This window comes from Micromonospora sp. NBC_01699, from assembly GCF_036250065.1.
GTDB lineage: Bacteria > Actinomycetota > Actinomycetes > Mycobacteriales > Micromonosporaceae > Micromonospora_G.
The window spans coordinates 5,636,219-5,653,230 of the sequence record NZ_CP109199.1; the positions used below are offsets into that span (position 1 = coordinate 5,636,219).

A 17,012-nucleotide genomic window follows, 5' to 3' on the forward strand; every position below is an offset into this window, starting at 1 on the left:
GGCTCAGTGGCCCATGCCGAGGCCGCCGTCGACCGGGATGACCGCGCCGGTGACGTAGCCGGCGGCGTCGCCGGCCAGCCAGGTGACCACGGAGGCGACCTCGTCCGGGGAGGCGAACCGGCCGAGCGGCACGGTCTTGCGGAACGTCGCCTTGAGGTCCTCCGACAGTTCGGCGGTCATGTCGGTGTCGACGAAACCGGGGGCGACCACGTTCGCGGTGATGTTGCGGCTGCCCAGCTCGCGGGTGATCGAACGGGCGACGCCGACCAGACCGGCCTTGCTGGCCGCGTAGTTCACCTGACCGGGGTTGCCGGCCAGGCCGACGACCGACGAAATGAAGATCATCCGTCCCCAGCGGGCCCGGACCATCTTGGTGGCCGCCCGCTTCGCGCACCGGAACGCGCCGGTCAGGTTGGTGTCGACCACGTCGGTGAACTGTTCCTCGGACATCCGCATCAGCAGCGTGTCCTTGGTGATGCCGGCGTTGGCGACCAGCACCTCGACCGGGCCGAACTCGGCCTCCACCGCGGTGAAGGCGGCGTCGACGGCCGCGCTGTCGGTGACGTCGCACTGGACGCCGAAGAAGCCGGCCGGGGGGGTGCCCCGGTAGGTGACCGCCACCCGGTCGCCCTGCTTGGCGAACGCCTGCGCGATGGCCAAACCGATGCCGCGGTTGCCCCCGGTCACCAGCACGGTGCGGGCCATGGTCTCTCCCCCTTGCTCTGCGTACGGACCTGCTCGACGTACCGGTGGTGCGTGATCCCGTTCCCGGCACGGGTGGTGCGGGTTGGAGATTAGGCGCTACCGGTAGGTAAGCAGTAACGCGGGCCAGGTCAGACCGGGATGCGGCACGCCGGGCCCGGTACCGCCCCGACCCCGGTAGCTCATACCGGGGTACGACGAGCAGGATCCCACCCGAGCGGGACGACCGGTCGGAGCCCGCGCCGAAGTCCGCTCAGGATCGAGGGCACGGACCGGATGATCGGCTGAATTCATCCCGCCCCGGGGCGGGTGTACGATCGTTGCGTTCCGGTCCGGTTCGACAGGTGGAGGTGATCGCTGTGCGAAGTAGCGATCCTCCCAGTCGTGGCCGGGCCGCTCGTCAGCCCCGCTGAGCCACGACTCAGCCGGTGAACTGACCCAGCCCCGCTTCTCGCACCGACCCCGTCCACCCCGGCAGTCGCCGGAGGTGGACGCAGTGTGGTGCGAGCCCCGTCGCCGATCGGCGCCGGGGTGCGTGGAGCCGCCCGGTCACGACTTCGTGTGTGCGTCCTTTTCCTCAAGGCCCCGCCGGCCCGATCGTGCCGGCACGGGCCGTCTGAGCCGCCACCGGGGAGTCACGCCATGCACCGTTTTGTCGCCCCACTGGGCTTCACCCTCGCCGCTATGTGGGTATTGGTCCTGTTCGTCCTGGTCAGCAGCACGCCCTGACCGGTCGACGGTCCGCCCGGCTCCACGCCCCCGACCGGGGCCGCCGCAACGACGACGGGCCAGCCGACCGGTAACGGTCGACCGGCCCGGTACGGACCACTCCGTCAGGGCAGCCGGGACGTCCACAGCAGACTCATCGCCGCCGCACAGAGCGCGAACAGCAGGGCGAACCCGGCGTACCACTGGGTCACCTCGCGGGGTTCGGTGCGGAACCCGATCGACGAGCCCATGTCCTGGTAGACCTGCTTCAACTCGGTCACCGACGCGGCCTCGTAGAAGAAGCCCCGGGTGGTCTCCGCGAGCTGCGCCAGGGCCATCCGGTCCACCGGCACCCGCTGGACCTGTCCGCCGATGTCGACCTGACCGGAATCGGTGCCGAAGGCGATGGTCGACACCGGTACGTTCGCCGCCTGCGCCGCCGCGGCCGCCTCCTCCACCGACCGGCCCGAGGTCCGGAACCCGTCGGAGAGCAGCACGATCCGGGCCGGCGGAATGCCCGACGCACCGTCGGCCGGCACCGACCGGATCGCCTCCAGCGAGGTGAAGACCGCCTCACCGGTCGCGGTCGCCTCGGCCAGCACCAGCCCGTCGATCGCCTGGGTCACCGCCGGTCGGTCCTTCGACGGCGGCACCAGCACGTTCGCCGACTTGGCGAACGCCACCAACCCCAGGTTGTACGTCGGCGGCAGCTCGGCGACGAACTGCTTCGCCGCCTCCTGAGCCGCCTCCAGCCGGTTCGGCGCCACGTCGTCGGCCTCCATCGACAGCGACACGTCGATGGCGAGCATCACCGTGGCCCGCTCCAGCGGCTCCTCGGTGTCGATCGACGGTCGCGCCATCGCGGTGGCCAGGATCGCCAGGCTGATCAGGAACGCGCTGGCGGCGGCGTGCCGGCGCCAGCCCAGGCCCTTCGGCGCCAGGGTGCGCAGCAGGTCCACATTGGTGAACCGGACGGCGTACTCGCGGCGGTGCAGCTGCCGCCAGACGTACGCACCGGCGACGGCGAGCACCGGCAGCAGCGCCAGCAGCCACAGCGGTTGCAAGAAACGGATCATCGAGTCGTCCCCCTGGTACGTGCGTGCCGCTGCGCGGCGACAAAACGCACCATGTCCAGCAGCCAGTCTGAATCGGTCCGCAGCCGCAGGTGCGCCGCCCCGGCGGCCCGCAACTGGTGGGCGATCGCCGCCCGTTGGGCCGACGCGGCTTCGGCGTACCGTCGCCGCAGTCGGGGATCGGCGGTCTGCACCTCGTGCAGGTCGCCGGTTTCCGGGTCGACCAGCGCGAGCACCCCGACGTCGGGCAGCTCCAACTCGCGCGGATCCACCACCTCGATCGCCAGCACGTCGTGCCGGACGGCGAGCTTGCGCACCGGCCGACCCCACTGTTCCGGCGGGGCGAGGAAGTCGGAGATGACCACCGCCACACCCCGGCGGCGCGGCGGCCGGTTGAGCATGTCGACCAGGGCGCCGAGATCGCTGCGCCCCGGCCTGATCTCGGTGTGCGCGATCGCCCGCAACAGGCCCTGCGCCTCCTTGCGGCCGGGTCGGGCCGGCAGCCGCAGCACGTTCGGCTGGTCGGTGCCCGCCCCGGCCCGGCCCGCCACCGGACGGGTGATCCCGCCGACGCCGCCGGTGCCGACCACCGCGCCGATCCGGTTCCCGCCGCGTACGGTCAGGTGCGCGACCGCCGCGACCGCCGCGACCACCAGGTCCCGCTTGAGCCACTGCCCGGTGCCGAAGTCGAGGCTGGCCGACAGGTCCACCGCCAGCCAGGTCTCCAGTTCCCGGTCGGCGACCGTACGGCGCACGTGCGGCAGGGTGGTCCTGGCCGTCACCGGCCAGTCCATCCGGCGTACGTCGTCGCCCGGCCGGTACTCCCGGGACTCCCCCGCCTCGCTGCCCGGCCCCGGCAGCAGGCCGACGTAGTCACCCTGTAGCAGGCCGTCGAGTTTGCGGGTGACCAGCAGTTGCAACCGGGACAGCACCGCCTCGGCCCGGGCCGAGGTGGCCGCGGCAACCGCCGATCCGGGGCCCGACGTCGCCGGTCCGGCGGCGGCAGGCGTCACGGCAACCGTCCTGGCCAGGCACCGGCCGGTTGGGCGGAGGTCGGCGGTGCCGGGACGGCGTTCTGCCGGGGGGTGACCGAGGGCAGCGGGATCGTGGACATCACCCGGCCGACGATGTGGTCGGCGGGCACGTCGTCGGCGAGCGCGTCGTAACTGAGCACCAGCCGGTGGCGCAGGATGTCCGGGGCGATGTCCTGCACGTCCTGCGGCAGCGCGTAGTCCCGCCCGCGCAGCAGGGCCAGGGCGCGGGTGGCCCGGACGATGCCGAGCGAGGCGCGCGGGCTGGCGCCGTACTGGATGAGCTGCGCCACGTCCGGCATCCCGTGCTCCGCCGGGGTACGGGTGGCCAGCACCAGCCGTACGGTGTAGTCGACCAGCGCGTTGTGCACGAACACCTGGTCGGCCTTGCGTTGCAGGGCGATGAGTTCGGTCGGGCTGAACACCGCGACCGGCTCCGGTGGGCTGACCCCCATCCGGTAGACGATCTCGCGTTCCTCGGCGTCGGTCGGGTAGCCCACCAGGATCTTCATCAGGAACCGGTCGCGCTGCGCCTCGGGCAGCGGATAGACGCCCTCCTGCTCGATCGGGTTCTGGGTGGCCATGACCAGGAACGGGTTCGGCACCCGATGGGTCTGACCGCCGATCGACACCTGCTGTTCGGACATCACCTCCAGCAGCGCCGACTGCACCTTGGCCGGCGCCCGGTTGATCTCGTCGGCGAGCAGGAAGTTGACGAATACCGGGCCGAGTTCGACGTCGAACTTCTCGCTCGACTGCCGGTAGATCCGGGTGCCGACGATGTCCGCCGGCACCAGGTCCGGGGTGAACTGGACCCGGGAGAAGGTGCCACCGACGACCTTGGCGAGGGTCTCCACCGCCAGGGTCTTGGCCACCCCGGGCACCCCCTCCAGGAGGCAGTGCCCGCGGGCGAGCAGGGCGACGAACATCCGCTCCACCATCCGGTCCTGCCCCACGATCACCCGCTTGACCTCGAACAACGCGCGTTCGAGCAGGGTCGCGTCCTCCGCCGGCGTGGTTCCCTTGGCGGGACCGCCGTTGACGGATTCGGTCGGTGTCGGTGCATCGGGCGTAATCGGCTGGGCCACCGGTCCTCCACAGCGGGGTCGCGTGATCGATTGGTTCGGCGAGGGACTGCCGCACCAAGCCTCGCACGTCCGGCTGAGAGACCGGGTGGCGAGAAGACGTTTTATCGCGCACCGGGCGCTGCGGGGTCGTCGCGGCCGTCGCGCGGCCGGTGTCACCGTCCAGCGACGGCACACGAAACGTCGCGCACGGGTAGACACGACCGGGCAGGTGACGTGTACGATTCAGCCGTCGCCGGGCGGCTCCCCCCGTGGTCGCCCGGCGATTTTAATGCCCGTGTCGGCTCCGGGCGCCTTCCTCTCGACGAGCCGGTTACCGCGCTTCGCGGTACCGGTCATTGGGCGTACGTACACTCGCCGGGTGACCGACTCCGAGCCGTCCCCGATGATCCCGGTCTGCTCGGCCAAGGGTTGCCGGGCGACCGCGGTCTGGGCGCTGCGCTGGAACAATCCCCGGCTGCACGACGCCCAGCGGCGCAAGACCTGGCTCGCCTGTGCCGAACATCGACAGAGCCTCGGCGACTTCCTGGACGCGCGCGGATTCCTGCGCGACGTGGCACCGATGGACCCATCGCCTACGCTCGACCCGTGAGCGAGCGAAGCGATCTCCTCCGGTGCGATGCCACGGTTCGCGGCGGTCACCGGCCCGGCCGGGTGACGCGGTGAGCTACCCCGGCGCACCCGAACCGGGTGACCCGGCGAACCATCCCGGCACCCCCCAACCGGCCGGTCCGAGCAGCCCGTTGGAGCCGTGGCCGGAGACCGTGAGTTGGCAGCCGGTCTCTAGTGACCTGATCTGGGTCGAGCTGCTGCGGCTCGCCGCCGGCATGACGCTGGTGCTCGCCGGGCTCGGCGTCGGCTGGGCGTTGACCGGCCACTGGCTGTTCGGGCTCGCCTTCGGCCTCGCCGGGCTGCTCACCGGCTGGCGGGCCATCGCCATCGTCCGGGCCGTACACGCCTGGGGGTACGCCGAGCGCGACCACGACCTGCTGGTCCGGCACGGCCTGCTGGTCCGCCGGTTGTCGATCGTACCGTACGCCCGGATGCAGTTCGTCGACGTCAGCGCCGGTCCGCTGGAACGCGCCTTCGACCTGGCCACCGTGCAGCTGCACACCGCCGCCGCGGCGAGCGACGCCCGGGTGCCGGGGCTGCGCCCGGCCGAGGCGTCCCGGCTGCGGGACCGGCTCACCGCGCTCGGCGAAGACCGCGCGGAGGGCCTGTGACCGAGCCGCCGCAGACCGGTGAACAGGTGGCGGTCGAGGAGCCCCGGCAGCGGCTGCATCCACTGAGTCCGCTGCTGCACGGCGCCAACTCCCTGGTGGTGATCGTCGCCGCGCTCTCCTGGCAGACCCTGGGCCGGGTCGGCGTCGGCTGGTACGCCGGCATGGTGGCGGTGCTGCTGCTCGGTGCGGTCGTACTCTCCCTGGTGAGCTGGTACAACACCGGTTATCACGTGGTCGGCCGGGAACTGCGGATCCACGAGGGCCTGCTGTGGCGGCGTACCCGGGCGATCCCGCTGGAGCGGCTCCAGTCCGTCGAGGTGGTCCGTCCACTGCTCGCGCAGCTCACCGGCCTGGCCGAACTGCGGCTGGAGGTGGTCGGCGGCGGCAAGACGGAGGCGCCGCTGGCGTACGTGGCGGTGGCCGACGCGGTGGCGCTGCGGGAACGGCTGCTCGGCCTGGCCGCCCGTACGCCGGCACCGGCCCAGCCCGGTGCGGAGCCGGCGGAGGTGGGCCCACCGGTCGAGCCGACCCGCCGGCACCTGGTCTCGGTGGTCAACCGGGACCTGCTGGTCAGTCAGCTGCTCACCCCGCAGGCGATGCTGCTCCCGTTCGGGGTGGCGTTCGTCGTGGTCCAGTTCCTCTCCGAGGGGTCGTGGTCGTTCATCGCGGTGGCCAGCACGCTGACCGCGATGGCCGGGGTGCTGCTGCAACCGCTGCGCCGGGTGCTCGCCGACTGGAGTTTCCAGCTCGCCCGTGACGACGCCGGCCTGCGGGTACGGCACGGCCTGCTGGAGACCCGCGCGCAGACCGTGCCGCTGGACCGGTTGCAGGCGGTCGGGGCGACCTGGCCGCTGCTCTGGCGGATGAAGGGCTGGCTGCGGCTGCGGCTGGAGGTGGCCGGTTTCTCCACGGACGCGGACGCGAGCCAGCGGGCGGACCAGCTGCTGCCGGTGGGTGACCTGCCGACCGCACAGATGATCATGGCTGAGGTGCTGCCGGGAGTGGATCTCAGGGTGGCGTTGCCGCCACCGCCCCGGCGGGCCCGCTGGGTGCACCCGCTGGCCCAGCCGGTGCTCGGTGCCGGGCTGACCGACCGGGTGTTCGCCGTCCGGCACGGGCTGCTGACCCGGCAACTCGTCGTGGTGCCGTACGCGCGGATCCAGAGCGTGCGGGTGGTGCAGGGGCCGGTGCAGCGGCGGCTGCGGTTGGCGACCGTACACGCCGACACCGCCGGCGGGGCGGGTGCCGCGGCGCTGGACCGGGACCTGGCCGAGGCGTGGGCGCTGGCCGCCGAACTCACCACCCGCGCCCGCACCGCCCGCGGCGCCGGCTGAGCAGGATCGGCTGAGCGGGGACGGCCGAGCGGGATCGGTCGCGATGCCGATCATCCTGGGCCGGGGCACCGCCTAAGCTGCAAGCATGGGACAACCGCCGGATTCCGGCTTCGCACCCGGCCTGACCGGCCGGGTTGAACTCACCGTGAGCGACGCCGACACCGCCCTGGCGGTCGGCTCCGGCGACGTACCGGTGCTCGGCACGCCGAGGGTGCTGGCGCTGGCCGAGGCGGCCACGGTGGCGGCGACCGCGGCCGGGATGCTGCCCGGCATGACCACGGTGGGCCTGCGGGTGGAACTGGACCACACGGTGCCCACCCCGGTCGGCCGGACCGTCGTCGCCCAGGCCCGGCTGACCGAGGTCAGCGGCCGGCGGCTGCACTTCGACGTAAGCGTGACCGACGGCTCGGCCACCGTGGCCCACGGCCGGGTGGAGCGGGCGCTGGTCGACCGGCTCCGGTTCGTGGAGAGGGCGTCGCGGACACCATGAGCAGCGGATTCGAGGAGATCGGCGAGCGGGTCTACCTGCTGCGCCAGCCGGCACTCGACGTCAACGTGACCCTGGTGGTCGGTGACGGCGAGGCGCTGCTGGTGGACACGTTGTCGAACGCGGCCCAGGCGGGGGAGCTGGCCGTCGCGGCGCGGGCGATCACGCCGTACCCGTGGACGCTGGTCAACACCCACCACCACTTCGACCACTGCTTCGGCAACGCCACCCTGGCCGGCGAGCCGGCCCGGCCGATCTACGCCCACCGGGCCGCCGCGGCCCGGCTGCGGGAGCAACCCGAGCTGGTGCGACAGCAGGCGTACGACGAGATGCGCGACGCCGAGCCGCTGCTCGCCGCCGAACTGCTCCGGACCACGATCCTCGCGCCCACCCACCCGGTGCACCTGGAGTCCACCCTGGACATCGGCGGCCGGACGGTGGTCCTGCGCCACCTCGGCCGTGGCCACACCGACGGCGACCTGGTCGTCGAGGTGCCCGACGCCGACCTGCTGGTGGCCGGTGACCTGGTCGAGTCCAGCGGCCCGCCGTCGTTCTACGACAGCTACCCGCTGGAGTGGCCGGAAACCGTGGCGGAACTGCTCCGACTCGCCGGCCCGCGCACCGTGATCGTGCCGGGGCACGGTGCGGTGTTCGGCGTCGACGGCGTACGCGCCCAGCACGAGCAGCTCTCCACCCTGGCCTGGCTGATCCGTGACGGGCACGCCGACGGCGCCCCGCCCGAACGAGTAGCAGCACGAGCCCCCTTCACCCCAACGGCAACAATGCCCGCGATCCACCTCGGCTACGCAGCCCTCTCCGGCGACACCTGACCCCCACCCCCCTCCCCTCCCCTCCCCCCACCCGCCACCTCGTCGATCTAGGGCAAATACAGGTGAGTTGATCTTCAAACACCACCATATGCCCTAGATCAACGGCGGTGGGGGTCACGGCGGTGGGGGTCACGGTGGTGGGGGTCCGGGGGCGGGGCTACTCCGGGAAGCGGGCGGTTACCTGGGCTCGGGTTGGCATGGCGACGGCTCCGCCGGGGGCCTCGCAGACCAGGGCGGCGACCCGGAGGGCGTACGCGACTCGCGCCGGCCAGCCGTCCGGTGTGGGTGGGCCGGCCAGGAGCAGGTCGGCGACGAGAGCGGCCATGACGGAGTCACCGGCGCCGGTGGCGTCGACCGCGCGTACCGCCGGCGCGGGCACCTCCACCGGCTCCGCCCCGGCGGCGACCAGCGCACCAGCCGGTCCACGGGTGACCACGACCGCACCGGCGCCGAGCGCCCGCAGCCGGCCCGCCACCCGGTCCAGCGGCTCGCCGGGGTAGAGCAACTCGGCGTCGGCCGCGCTCAGCTTCACCAGGTCGGCGGTGGCGGCGAACTCGGCCACCACCGCCCGGAACCCGTCCAGCGCGGCCGGGTCGGGCAGCAGCCGGGGCCGTACGTTCGGATCGAAGACCCGCCGGCCGGCGGTCAGCGACCAGGCCCGCCGGGCGGCGGCCAGCACCGGTGGCCGGAGCAGGGCGATCGAGCCGCAGTAGAGCACCGCCGCCCCGCCGATCAGGGCCGGGTCGAGCGCGTCGGCGTCCAGTAGCCCGTACGACGGTGGTTCACCGTAGAAGCGAAAATCGGGTTCGGCCCCGGCGAAGGTGGCGACGGCGAGGGTGGTCGGCACCGGTACGGTCACCACCCCGCGCTGCCCCACGCCGCGCTCGCGCAGGAAGTCACGGATCCGTCCGGCGAGTACGTCGTCGCCGACCGACCCGACGAACTCCACCGGGGCGCCGAGCCGGGCCACCCCGACGGCGACGTTCAGCGGCGCGCCGCCGATCGCCTGACGGTAGACCGGTTCCCCGTCGGCCCGCCCGTCGAGGAGGTCGACCAGCGCCTCGCCGAGCACCACCGCGTACCCCATGGGTTTTCTCCCTTGCCGCCGGATCCTGCCCGGACAGCATGCCGGGTCGGGGTGCGGTGGGGTCAACGGCGTCCGGTGAACCGGCGGACCTATCGACGTCTGCCTATTGCATCGGGCGCGGATCCGTGATGCACTGGCGCGTACCGGGACAGCGCGGGGGCTAACGCGCTGTGCCGGATGCCGCCAGGGGCCACGCGAGCAGCACACCCGTCCGTGATCGGACGCAGCGTTGTGTCGCCGCCTGCCCGCCGCGCGTTCTCCCGTCAGCACCGCGAGCGGCTTCCGCGACACCACGACCGGGTGTCCGACCCGGGTACCCGCAGCCTGCGGGACCCGCTGGCAGTCCGCAGCACCGGCGTACCCACCCGCCTGCGGCTCTAGCCCTCATTAAGGAGTGCTCGGTGAAACCCTTCCGCAGAGTCGCGGTGTTCGCCGCCGCGGCCATGCTCACCGCCGGCATCGTCACGGTGGTGACGCCCACCGCGGCGTTCGCCCACGGTGCCGCCATGGCGCCCGGCAGTCGTACCTTCCTGTGTTGGAAGGACGGGCTCAGCCCGCGCGGCGACATCCAGCCCAACAACCCGGCCTGTGCCGCCGCGGTCAACCAGAGCGGGGCCAACTCGCTCTACAACTGGTTCAGTGTGCTGCGCTCCGACGCGGGCGGCCGGACCACCGGCTTCGTCTCCGACGGACAGTTGTGCAGCGGCGGCAACGCCAGCTTCAGCGGCTACAACCTGGCCCGCAACGACTGGCCGCTGACCCACCTGACCGCCGGTGGGAACTTCAACTTCAAGTACAGCAACTGGGCCCACCACCCGGGCACGTTCTACTTCTACGTGACGAAGAACAGCTGGAGCCCGACCCGGGCGCTGGCCTGGAGTGACCTTGAGGAGCCGTTCCTGACGGTGACCAACCCGCCGCAGAGTGGCGGGGTCGGCACCAACGAGGGGCACTACTACTTCAGCGGGCAGCTGCCGACCGGCAAGAGCGGCCGGCACATCATCTACTCCCGCTGGGTGCGCTCGGACAGCCAGGAGAACTTCTTCGGCTGCTCGGACGTGGTCTTCGACGGCGGCAACGGCGAGGTCACCGGGGTCGGACCGGGCGGTTCCAACCCGCCGAACCCGACCACCCCGCCGCCGAACCCGACCACGCCCCCGCCGAACCCGACCACCCCGCCGCCGAACCCCACGACGCCGCCGCCGAACCCGACCACCCCGCCGCCGGGCACCGCCGGCTGTACGGCCACCTACCGGGTGACCGGCAGTTGGTCCGGGGGCTTCCAGAGCGAGGTCACGGTACGCAACACCGGCACGTCGGCGCTCAGTGGCTGGACCACCAGCTGGACCTGGGCGAACGGTCAGACGATCGCCAACCTCTGGAACGGCACCCTGACCCAGAGCGGATCAGCCGTGACCGTACGCAACGCCGGTCACAACGGCAGCCTGGCCGCCAACGGCACCGCCACGTACGGCTTCACCGGCAGCAGCGGGGCCACCAACACCGCCCCGACGGTGAGTTGCAGCAGTCCGTAACCCCTGCCCCACGGAAAACCGGGCCCGGCGCCGAATCGGCGTCGGGCCCGGCCGGTGTCCGTCACCCCGTACCGGTGGATCCCGCCGGTCAGGCCACCATCGAGCCGACCACCGGCTTGGTGAGCAGGGCCGACTGGTTGCGCTGGATGCCCGGGTCGAGCGAGCGCTCGACGAAGATCGCGTGCCAGATGCAGAAGATCAGTACGGTCCACACCTTGCGCGAGTGGTCGGCCTCCTCCCGCTTGTGCTCCTCCAGCAGCCGCATCGCGTACGACAGGTCGAGCAGTTCGCCCGCGCCGGAGGTGGACAGGATGTGCCGGGCCCACTCGTACATCTCGCCGCGCAGCCAGACCCGGGTCGGGGTCGGGAAGCCGAGCTTGCGCCGGTTGACGATGGCCGGCGGGACCACGTTGCGCAGTGCCTGGCGCATGGCGTACTTGGTGGCGTCGGAGCGGGGCGGCAGCTTCAGGTCGACCGGGATGCCGGCGGCGACGTCGAACACCTCGCGGTCCAGGAACGGCACCCGTACCTCCAGCGAGTGCGCCATCGAGATCCGGTCGGCCTTGACCAGGATGTCGCCGCGCAGCCAGGTGTAGAGGTCGATGTACTGCATCTTGGTCACGTCGTCGAGCTCGGTGGCCTCGGCGTAGATCGGCGCGGTCACGTCGGTGTAGCGCACGCTCGGGTCGTAGCGGCGCATCAGCTTCTGCTTCTCCTCCTCGGTGAACATCCGCGCGTTGCCGTAGTAGCGCTCCTCGATCGGGGTGGTGCCGCGCTCCAGGAAGCTCTTGCCCTTGACTCCCTGCGGGATCGCCCTGGAGACCGCGCGCAGGCCCTTCTGCATGCCGCCGGGCAGGCCGTTGACCGCGCCGAGCGAGAGCGGTTCGCGGTAGATGGTGTAGCCGCCGAAGAACTCGTCCGCGCCCTCGCCGGACAGGACCACGGTGACGTGTTCGGCGGCCTTCTTGGCCACGAAGTAGAGCGGCACCAGGGCCGGGTCGGCGACCGGGTCGTCCAGGTGCCAGATGATCTTCGGCAGGGCGTCGATCATGTCCTGCGGCCCGATCTTGGTCGGGATGGTGGTCACCCCGAGGTGCCGGGCCGACTCCTGGGCCACGTCGATCTCGGAGTAGCCGGGCACGTCGTAACCCACGGTGAAGGTCAGGATGTTCGGGTTGAACTCCCTGGCCAGCGCCACCACCGCGGTCGAGTCGATCCCGCTGGACAGGAACGACCCGACCGGTACGTCGGCCCGCATGTGCATCCGTACGCTCTCGCGCAGCGTCTCCCGGATCTGGTCGTACAGCCGTTGCTGGTCGTCGACCGGGGCGGGGCGGAACACCGGCCGGTACCACCGGCGGACGTCGATCCGGCCGCCGGGCGTCCAGGTCAGGTACTCGCCCGAGCCGATCCGCCGGATCCCGTGGTGCAGCGTGCCCGGCTCGGGCACGTACTGGAGGGTCAGGTAGTGCGACAGGTTCGCCGCGTCCACCCCGGCGTCCCCGGCGAGCGCCGCCGGCGCGAACGGGAGCAGCGCCTTCTTCTCCGACGCGAGATAGACCCCGTCGTTGGTCTCCAGGTAGTGCAGCGGCTTGATGCCGAAGTAGTCGCGGGCACCGAACGCCCGCCGCTCCTGCCGGTCCCAGATCACGAACGCGAACATGCCGCGCAACCGGTTGAGCACCTGCTCGCCCCAGTAGTGGAACCCGGCGACGATCACCTCGCCGTCGCCCTGGGTGGCGAACCGGGCGCCGAAGTCGCGGGCCAGTTCCTCGCGCAGTTCCAGGTAGTTGTAGATCTCGCCGTTGAAGGTCAGCAGGTAGCGGCCGTCGGCGTAGGGCAGCGGTTCGTGGCTGAGCGCCACGTCGATGATCGACAACCGCTTGTGCGCGAAGACCGCGTCCGCCCGCGCACCGGACGGGTCGGCGATGACCTCCACCCCGGTCTCGTCCGGGCCCCGGTGATGCAGGCATTCCAATGCGCCGGCAAGGGCGTCTCGGTGCGCGCCGGCGTCGCCGCGCGTGCTGAAAAAGGCCAGGAGTCCGCACATGGCGGTCATCTTTCCACGCGCGCCGGGCGCGTGTGCCGGCACCGCTGGGAGATCCGAACCCCGGCTGCGCGGTACGGTCTGAGAGGTTGGACGGGCCTGGGAGGAGCGGACCATGAGCGACGAGCGGAACGGTGACACGGCGAACGAGGACACGGCGGAGACGGCGCGGGTCGAGTCACACGATCCCGACTACCCGGAGAAGTTCCTCGCGTTCATGCGGGAGGGCTGGCGGGACTCCGCCCTGGCCGTGAGCCCCCGCACCGAGGTGCCCAACTACGCCAAGCGCCGGGCCGCCCTCTCGGCCGCGTTCGCCGGCGAGACGCTGGTGATCCCGACCGGCACCGAACGGGTACGGGCCAACGACACCGACTACCCGTTCCGGCCGGGCAGCGACTTCGCGTACCTGACCGGTGACCACGACCCGGACGACGTGCTGGTACTGCGCCCGAACGGGTCCGGCCACGAGGCGACCCTCTACACCCAGCCGCGCAACTCCAAGGACACCGACGAGTTCTTCCGCAGCCGCAACGGCGAGCTGTGGGTGGGCCGCCGGCACACGCTGGCCGAGAAGTCGACCGAGCTGGGTGTCGAGACCGCCCCGCTGACCGACCTGGCCGCCGCGCTGGCCGACTGCGCGCCGGGGCGTACCCGGGTGTTGCGCGGGCTGGACGCCTCGGTCGACGCGGCCGTCCGCCCGTGGGAACCGGCGACCGCCACGGGCGACCAGCCGGCGGCGCGGCTCGGCCGGGACCGGGAGCTGGCCGCGGTGATCGCCGAGCTGAAGCTGGTCAAGGACGAGTGGGAGATCGCCCAGCTCCAGGACGCGATCGACGCCACCGTACGCGGCTTCGAGGACGTCGCGCGGGTGCTGCCGGCCGACCGGGCGGTGACCGAACGGCTGCTGGAGGGGATCTTCGCGCTCCGGGCCCGGCACGACGGCAACGACGTCGGCTACAGCTCGATCGTCGGGTCGGCCGAGCACGCGACGATCCTGCACTGGATCCGCAACACCGGTGTCACCCAGCCGGGCAAGCTGCTGCTGATGGACATGGGGGTGGAGGGCCGTCACCTCTACACCGCCGACGTCACCCGGGTGCTGCCGGTCTCCGGCACCTTCACCCCGTTGCAGCGCCAGCTCTACGACATCGTGTACGCCTCCCAGCAGGCCGGGATCGAGTTCATCCGGCCCGGGGTGAGCTTCAAGGACGTACACCGGACCTGCATGCGGGTGCTCGCCGAGGGCCTGTCCGAGCTGGGACTGCTGCCGGTGAGCGTGGACGAGGCAATGGAGGAGACCTCGACGGTCTACCGGCGCTGGACCCTGCACGGGTTCGGGCACATGCTCGGCATCGACGTGCACGACTGCTCCAACGCCCGCAAGCAGACCTACCGCGACGGCACCCTCGGCGAGGGCTACGTGCTGACCGTCGAGCCGGGCCTCTACTTCCAGCCCGAGGACGAGCTGGTCCCGGCGGAGCTGCGCGGGATCGGCATCCGGATCGAGGACGACGTGCTGGTCACCGCGGCCGGCGCGGTCAACCTGTCGGCCGGGTTGCCCCGGCGCGCGGACGAGGTGGAGACCTGGCTGGCCGCCCAGCGCGAGGCGGGTCACCGGCTGCCGGGCTGAGGGGGCGCGGCCTGCCGGTGACCGTGCTCCGGCCCGACGGCGCCCGGCGCGGCTGACCCGTGCCCCGCGGCGGCGGGGCACCGAAACCCGACCAACTATTGTGCGACACCTAATAGCGTCTCTACTATGTGTCGCATGGTAGTGAACGAGCCGGACCCGACCCAGGACAACGACCGGCAGACGCAACTGCTCCGGGGCGCTCTGGACATGTGCCTGCTCGCCCTGCTCGCCAAGGAGCCGGCGCACGGTTACGAGCTGGTCCGTCGCTTCGACGCCGCCGGTTTCGAGGCGGTCGGCTACGGCACGATCTATCCACTGCTGACCCGCCTGCGCCGCCTCGGCCTGGTCGCCGACGAGTCGCAGGCCAGCCCCAGCGGACCGGCACGCAAGGTGTACGGGCTCACCGACGCCGGTCACAGCAGGCTGCGTACCTGGAGTCGGCAGTGGACGGATTTTGTCGGCATCGTCAACGCCACACTCACCGACCCCGCCCCGTCCGGCCCGAGGAGCTGACCCGTGGACCCCATCGACACCGCACTCGCGACCGCCGACGACGAATGGCGGCTCCTCGGCATCCAGCGCCACGACCGGGCCGCGCTCGCCGCCGACCTCCGGCTGGACCTGGAAGCCGCCGCCATGGACGGGGTCACCCCCGAGCAGTTGCTCGGCGGCGACATCCGCGCCTTCGCCCGCCGACTCGCCGACGAGGCGGGCGTGGCCCGGGTCCCGCGCGAATACCCGCGCCTGCTGCTCACCGCACTGGCCGGTGCCGTGCTGGGTGCCGCGCTCGGCTACCTCTTCGTGTCCTGGGGCTACTCGACCCTCGTCGGCATGTTCGACGCACCCGCCAGCGTCAACGTGCCGCTCCGCCTCGCGCTCCTGCTCTACTACGGCAGCGCCGCCGCGATCGTGGTCGGCGGGGCACTGGCCGCCGTGCACCTGCGGATGCGCGACGTCCCCCGGATCCGGCGCACCATCGCCCTGATGGGCCTGCTGCTGCCGGTGGCCGGCGCGGTGGTCACCCCGGTCACCATCGGGTTCGCCCGGATCACCGGCTACAGCCTCGCACCATCGGTGCTGCTCACCGAGATCGCGCTGGTCGCCGCCGCGCTCGCCGGTGCCACCGTCCTGGCCCGCCGCTGGTCATTGCGCGATGACACCCTGCCGGCTGCCTCCTGATTGCACCGTCCGTCGCGGGGACGGACGGGTCAGCGGGACGGAATCTCGACCATGATCTCCGTACCGAGTCGGGCACCGTCGGCGAGGACGAGGTCGTCGCCGCTCCAGAATCGGCCGGGGTCGTACCAGTTCGGCCGCCGCCCGGCCGGGAGCAGGCCCATTTCCTCGTACGTCACGGCCACCACTTCGGCGCAGTAAGCGGTCTCCAGGTCGCTTTCCCGGCGTTGTGCCGCGCCCGGCCCGGTCTCCGCTACGGCTTCGGTCGCGTCATCGGCCCCACCGGGACCGAACAACCCGGTACGCCGCACATCGGGCACCCGCCCGCGCAGCCAGCGCCAGGCCATCCGGGCGGTGGACGGAAACGGTGTCCCGTCGAGCCGCGCGATCGTACGCAGCACCGCGTCCTCGTGCTCGCGGTGGGCCGGCGGCTCCAGCTGGCGCAGCCAGGCGCGTTGTCCGTACCGGTTCGCCCAGACGCAGACGGCGTCGCGGAGGTTGTGCAGTTGGACGCCGCGTTGGTGGGTGCCGGACCACATGTCCGGTAACGACCGACCCAGTTCGGCGTGCCACATCAGCGGCGGCAGGTCGTCCAGCACCACGGCCATCCCGACGTGGTTGACCGGACTGTTCGTGGTGAGCTGAATGGCCCGGTCCGGCATGCTGCGTCCCCGGAACACCCACAGATCACCGGTACGGGACACGTCGACGGCCTCATCGAGGCTGATGCTCGTATCGACCACTCGACTACCCTAGGCGGATGCGTTGGTGGAAGATAGTTGGCCTGGCAAGCGTCGTCGGTGTGGCGGCCACGGGAGTGGTGATCGCGCGGGCGGAGCGTCGTCGCCGGGCGTACACGCCGGACCAGATCCGGACCCGGTTGCGCGACCGGCACGCGGAGGCCAACGCCCTCGGATCCAGGGAGAACTGACCAGTCCCCGACCCGATGTCCGGTATGTCCCACCGCCGTCCGCGGGCGGGGCGCCGATCGGCTTGATCAACTGACCCGGGCGGCCATCCGGCGGAATGCCGGGGGCCCCGGATCGGTTATACACACGTACGCC

17 protein-coding genes are annotated in these 17,012 nt (G+C 71.9%); 10 read left to right on the forward strand and 7 right to left on the reverse strand.

The genetic code is table 11. From position 1 onward, the window contains the following. Positions 1-3: 3 nt before the first annotated feature. The 4 genes from OG792_RS22735 to OG792_RS22750 all read right to left on the reverse strand — a co-directional run bounded on the left by OG792_RS22735 (position 4) and on the right by OG792_RS22750 (position 4,602). A complete protein-coding gene (locus tag OG792_RS22735) occupies positions 4-705 on the reverse strand; it encodes a beta-ketoacyl-ACP reductase (RefSeq protein ID WP_329102047.1) in 702 nt (233 codons plus the stop codon). 830 nt (positions 706-1,535) lie between these two features. Continuing rightward, positions 1,536-2,486 (reverse strand): VWA domain-containing protein, encoded by a 951-nt coding sequence (locus OG792_RS22740; protein WP_329102048.1) that lies wholly within the window; start codon positions 2,484-2,486, stop codon positions 1,536-1,538. Then, positions 2,483-3,514, reverse strand: coding sequence for a DUF58 domain-containing protein (locus OG792_RS22745; RefSeq protein ID WP_442932495.1), 1,032 nt, complete (start codon positions 3,512-3,514; stop codon positions 2,483-2,485). Before OG792_RS22745 ends, OG792_RS22740 begins: the two co-directional genes overlap by 4 nt. After that, positions 3,493-4,602, reverse strand: coding sequence for an AAA family ATPase (locus tag OG792_RS22750; protein ID WP_329102050.1), 1,110 nt, complete (start codon positions 4,600-4,602; stop codon positions 3,493-3,495). The genes OG792_RS22745 and OG792_RS22750 overlap by 22 nt, the downstream gene beginning before the upstream one ends. Positions 4,603-4,960: 358 nt before the next feature. Between OG792_RS22750 and OG792_RS22755 the strand changes: the two genes are divergently transcribed. The 5 genes from OG792_RS22755 (at position 4,961) to OG792_RS22775 (ending at position 8,473) form a co-directional block, all read left to right on the forward strand. After that, on the forward strand, positions 4,961-5,191 hold the full coding sequence (locus OG792_RS22755) for a hypothetical protein (protein ID WP_442932287.1): 231 nt from the start codon (positions 4,961-4,963) through the stop codon (positions 5,189-5,191). A 70-nt stretch (positions 5,192-5,261) separates the two neighbouring features. Continuing rightward, positions 5,262-5,822, forward strand: coding sequence for a PH domain-containing protein (locus OG792_RS22760; RefSeq protein WP_442932288.1), 561 nt, complete (start codon positions 5,262-5,264; stop codon positions 5,820-5,822). Next, positions 5,819-7,156, forward strand: coding sequence for a PH domain-containing protein (locus tag OG792_RS22765; protein ID WP_329102052.1), 1,338 nt, complete (start codon positions 5,819-5,821; stop codon positions 7,154-7,156). The genes OG792_RS22760 and OG792_RS22765 overlap by 4 nt, the downstream gene beginning before the upstream one ends. Positions 7,157-7,241: 85 nt before the next feature. Next, positions 7,242-7,646, forward strand: a complete 405-nt coding sequence (locus tag OG792_RS22770) for a thioesterase family protein (protein WP_329102055.1) — start codon at positions 7,242-7,244, stop codon at positions 7,644-7,646. Then, the gene (locus tag OG792_RS22775; protein WP_329102057.1) at positions 7,643-8,473 is read left to right on the forward strand and encodes an MBL fold metallo-hydrolase; all 831 of its coding nucleotides are present in this window, start codon (positions 7,643-7,645) and stop codon (positions 8,471-8,473) included. The genes OG792_RS22770 and OG792_RS22775 overlap by 4 nt, the downstream gene beginning before the upstream one ends. A 157-nt stretch (positions 8,474-8,630) precedes the next feature. Here OG792_RS22775 and OG792_RS22780 read toward each other — a convergent pair whose 3' ends face one another. Next, positions 8,631-9,560, reverse strand: coding sequence for a carbohydrate kinase family protein (locus OG792_RS22780; protein WP_329102058.1), 930 nt, complete (start codon positions 9,558-9,560; stop codon positions 8,631-8,633). A 443-nt stretch (positions 9,561-10,003) separates the two neighbouring features. Between OG792_RS22780 and OG792_RS22785 the strand changes: the two genes are divergently transcribed. Beyond that, a complete protein-coding gene (locus tag OG792_RS22785; RefSeq protein ID WP_329111373.1) occupies positions 10,004-11,095 on the forward strand; it encodes a lytic polysaccharide monooxygenase auxiliary activity family 9 protein in 1,092 nt (363 codons plus the stop codon). Positions 11,096-11,183: 88 nt separating this feature from the next. On the opposite strand, the gene asnB is transcribed toward OG792_RS22785, so the two are convergent. Continuing rightward, a complete protein-coding gene (gene asnB, locus OG792_RS22790) occupies positions 11,184-13,145 on the reverse strand; it encodes an asparagine synthase (glutamine-hydrolyzing) (RefSeq protein WP_329102060.1) in 1,962 nt (653 codons plus the stop codon). A gap of 112 nt (positions 13,146-13,257) precedes the next feature. Between asnB and OG792_RS22795 the strand changes: the two genes are divergently transcribed. The 3 genes from OG792_RS22795 (at position 13,258) to OG792_RS22805 (ending at position 15,951) form a co-directional block, all read left to right on the forward strand. Then, on the forward strand, positions 13,258-14,772 hold the full coding sequence (locus OG792_RS22795; protein WP_329102062.1) for an aminopeptidase P family protein: 1,515 nt from the start codon (positions 13,258-13,260) through the stop codon (positions 14,770-14,772). Between the two features lie 135 nt (positions 14,773-14,907). Beyond that, positions 14,908-15,285 carry a PadR family transcriptional regulator gene (locus tag OG792_RS22800; RefSeq protein ID WP_329102064.1) on the forward strand — a complete coding sequence of 126 codons (378 nt, stop codon included), beginning with the start codon at positions 14,908-14,910 and terminating at the stop codon, positions 15,283-15,285. Positions 15,286-15,288: 3 nt separating this feature from the next. Continuing rightward, a complete protein-coding gene (locus OG792_RS22805; RefSeq protein ID WP_329102067.1) occupies positions 15,289-15,951 on the forward strand; it encodes a hypothetical protein in 663 nt (220 codons plus the stop codon). Positions 15,952-15,980: 29 nt separating this feature from the next. Here OG792_RS22805 and OG792_RS22810 read toward each other — a convergent pair whose 3' ends face one another. Then, positions 15,981-16,691, reverse strand: coding sequence for a hypothetical protein (locus tag OG792_RS22810; protein WP_329102069.1), 711 nt, complete (start codon positions 16,689-16,691; stop codon positions 15,981-15,983). A 17-nt stretch (positions 16,692-16,708) separates the two neighbouring features. Between OG792_RS22810 and OG792_RS22815 the strand changes: the two genes are divergently transcribed. Continuing rightward, positions 16,709-16,879 (forward strand): hypothetical protein, encoded by a 171-nt coding sequence (locus tag OG792_RS22815; RefSeq protein ID WP_329102071.1) that lies wholly within the window; start codon positions 16,709-16,711, stop codon positions 16,877-16,879. Positions 16,880-17,012: the final 133 nt, after the last annotated feature.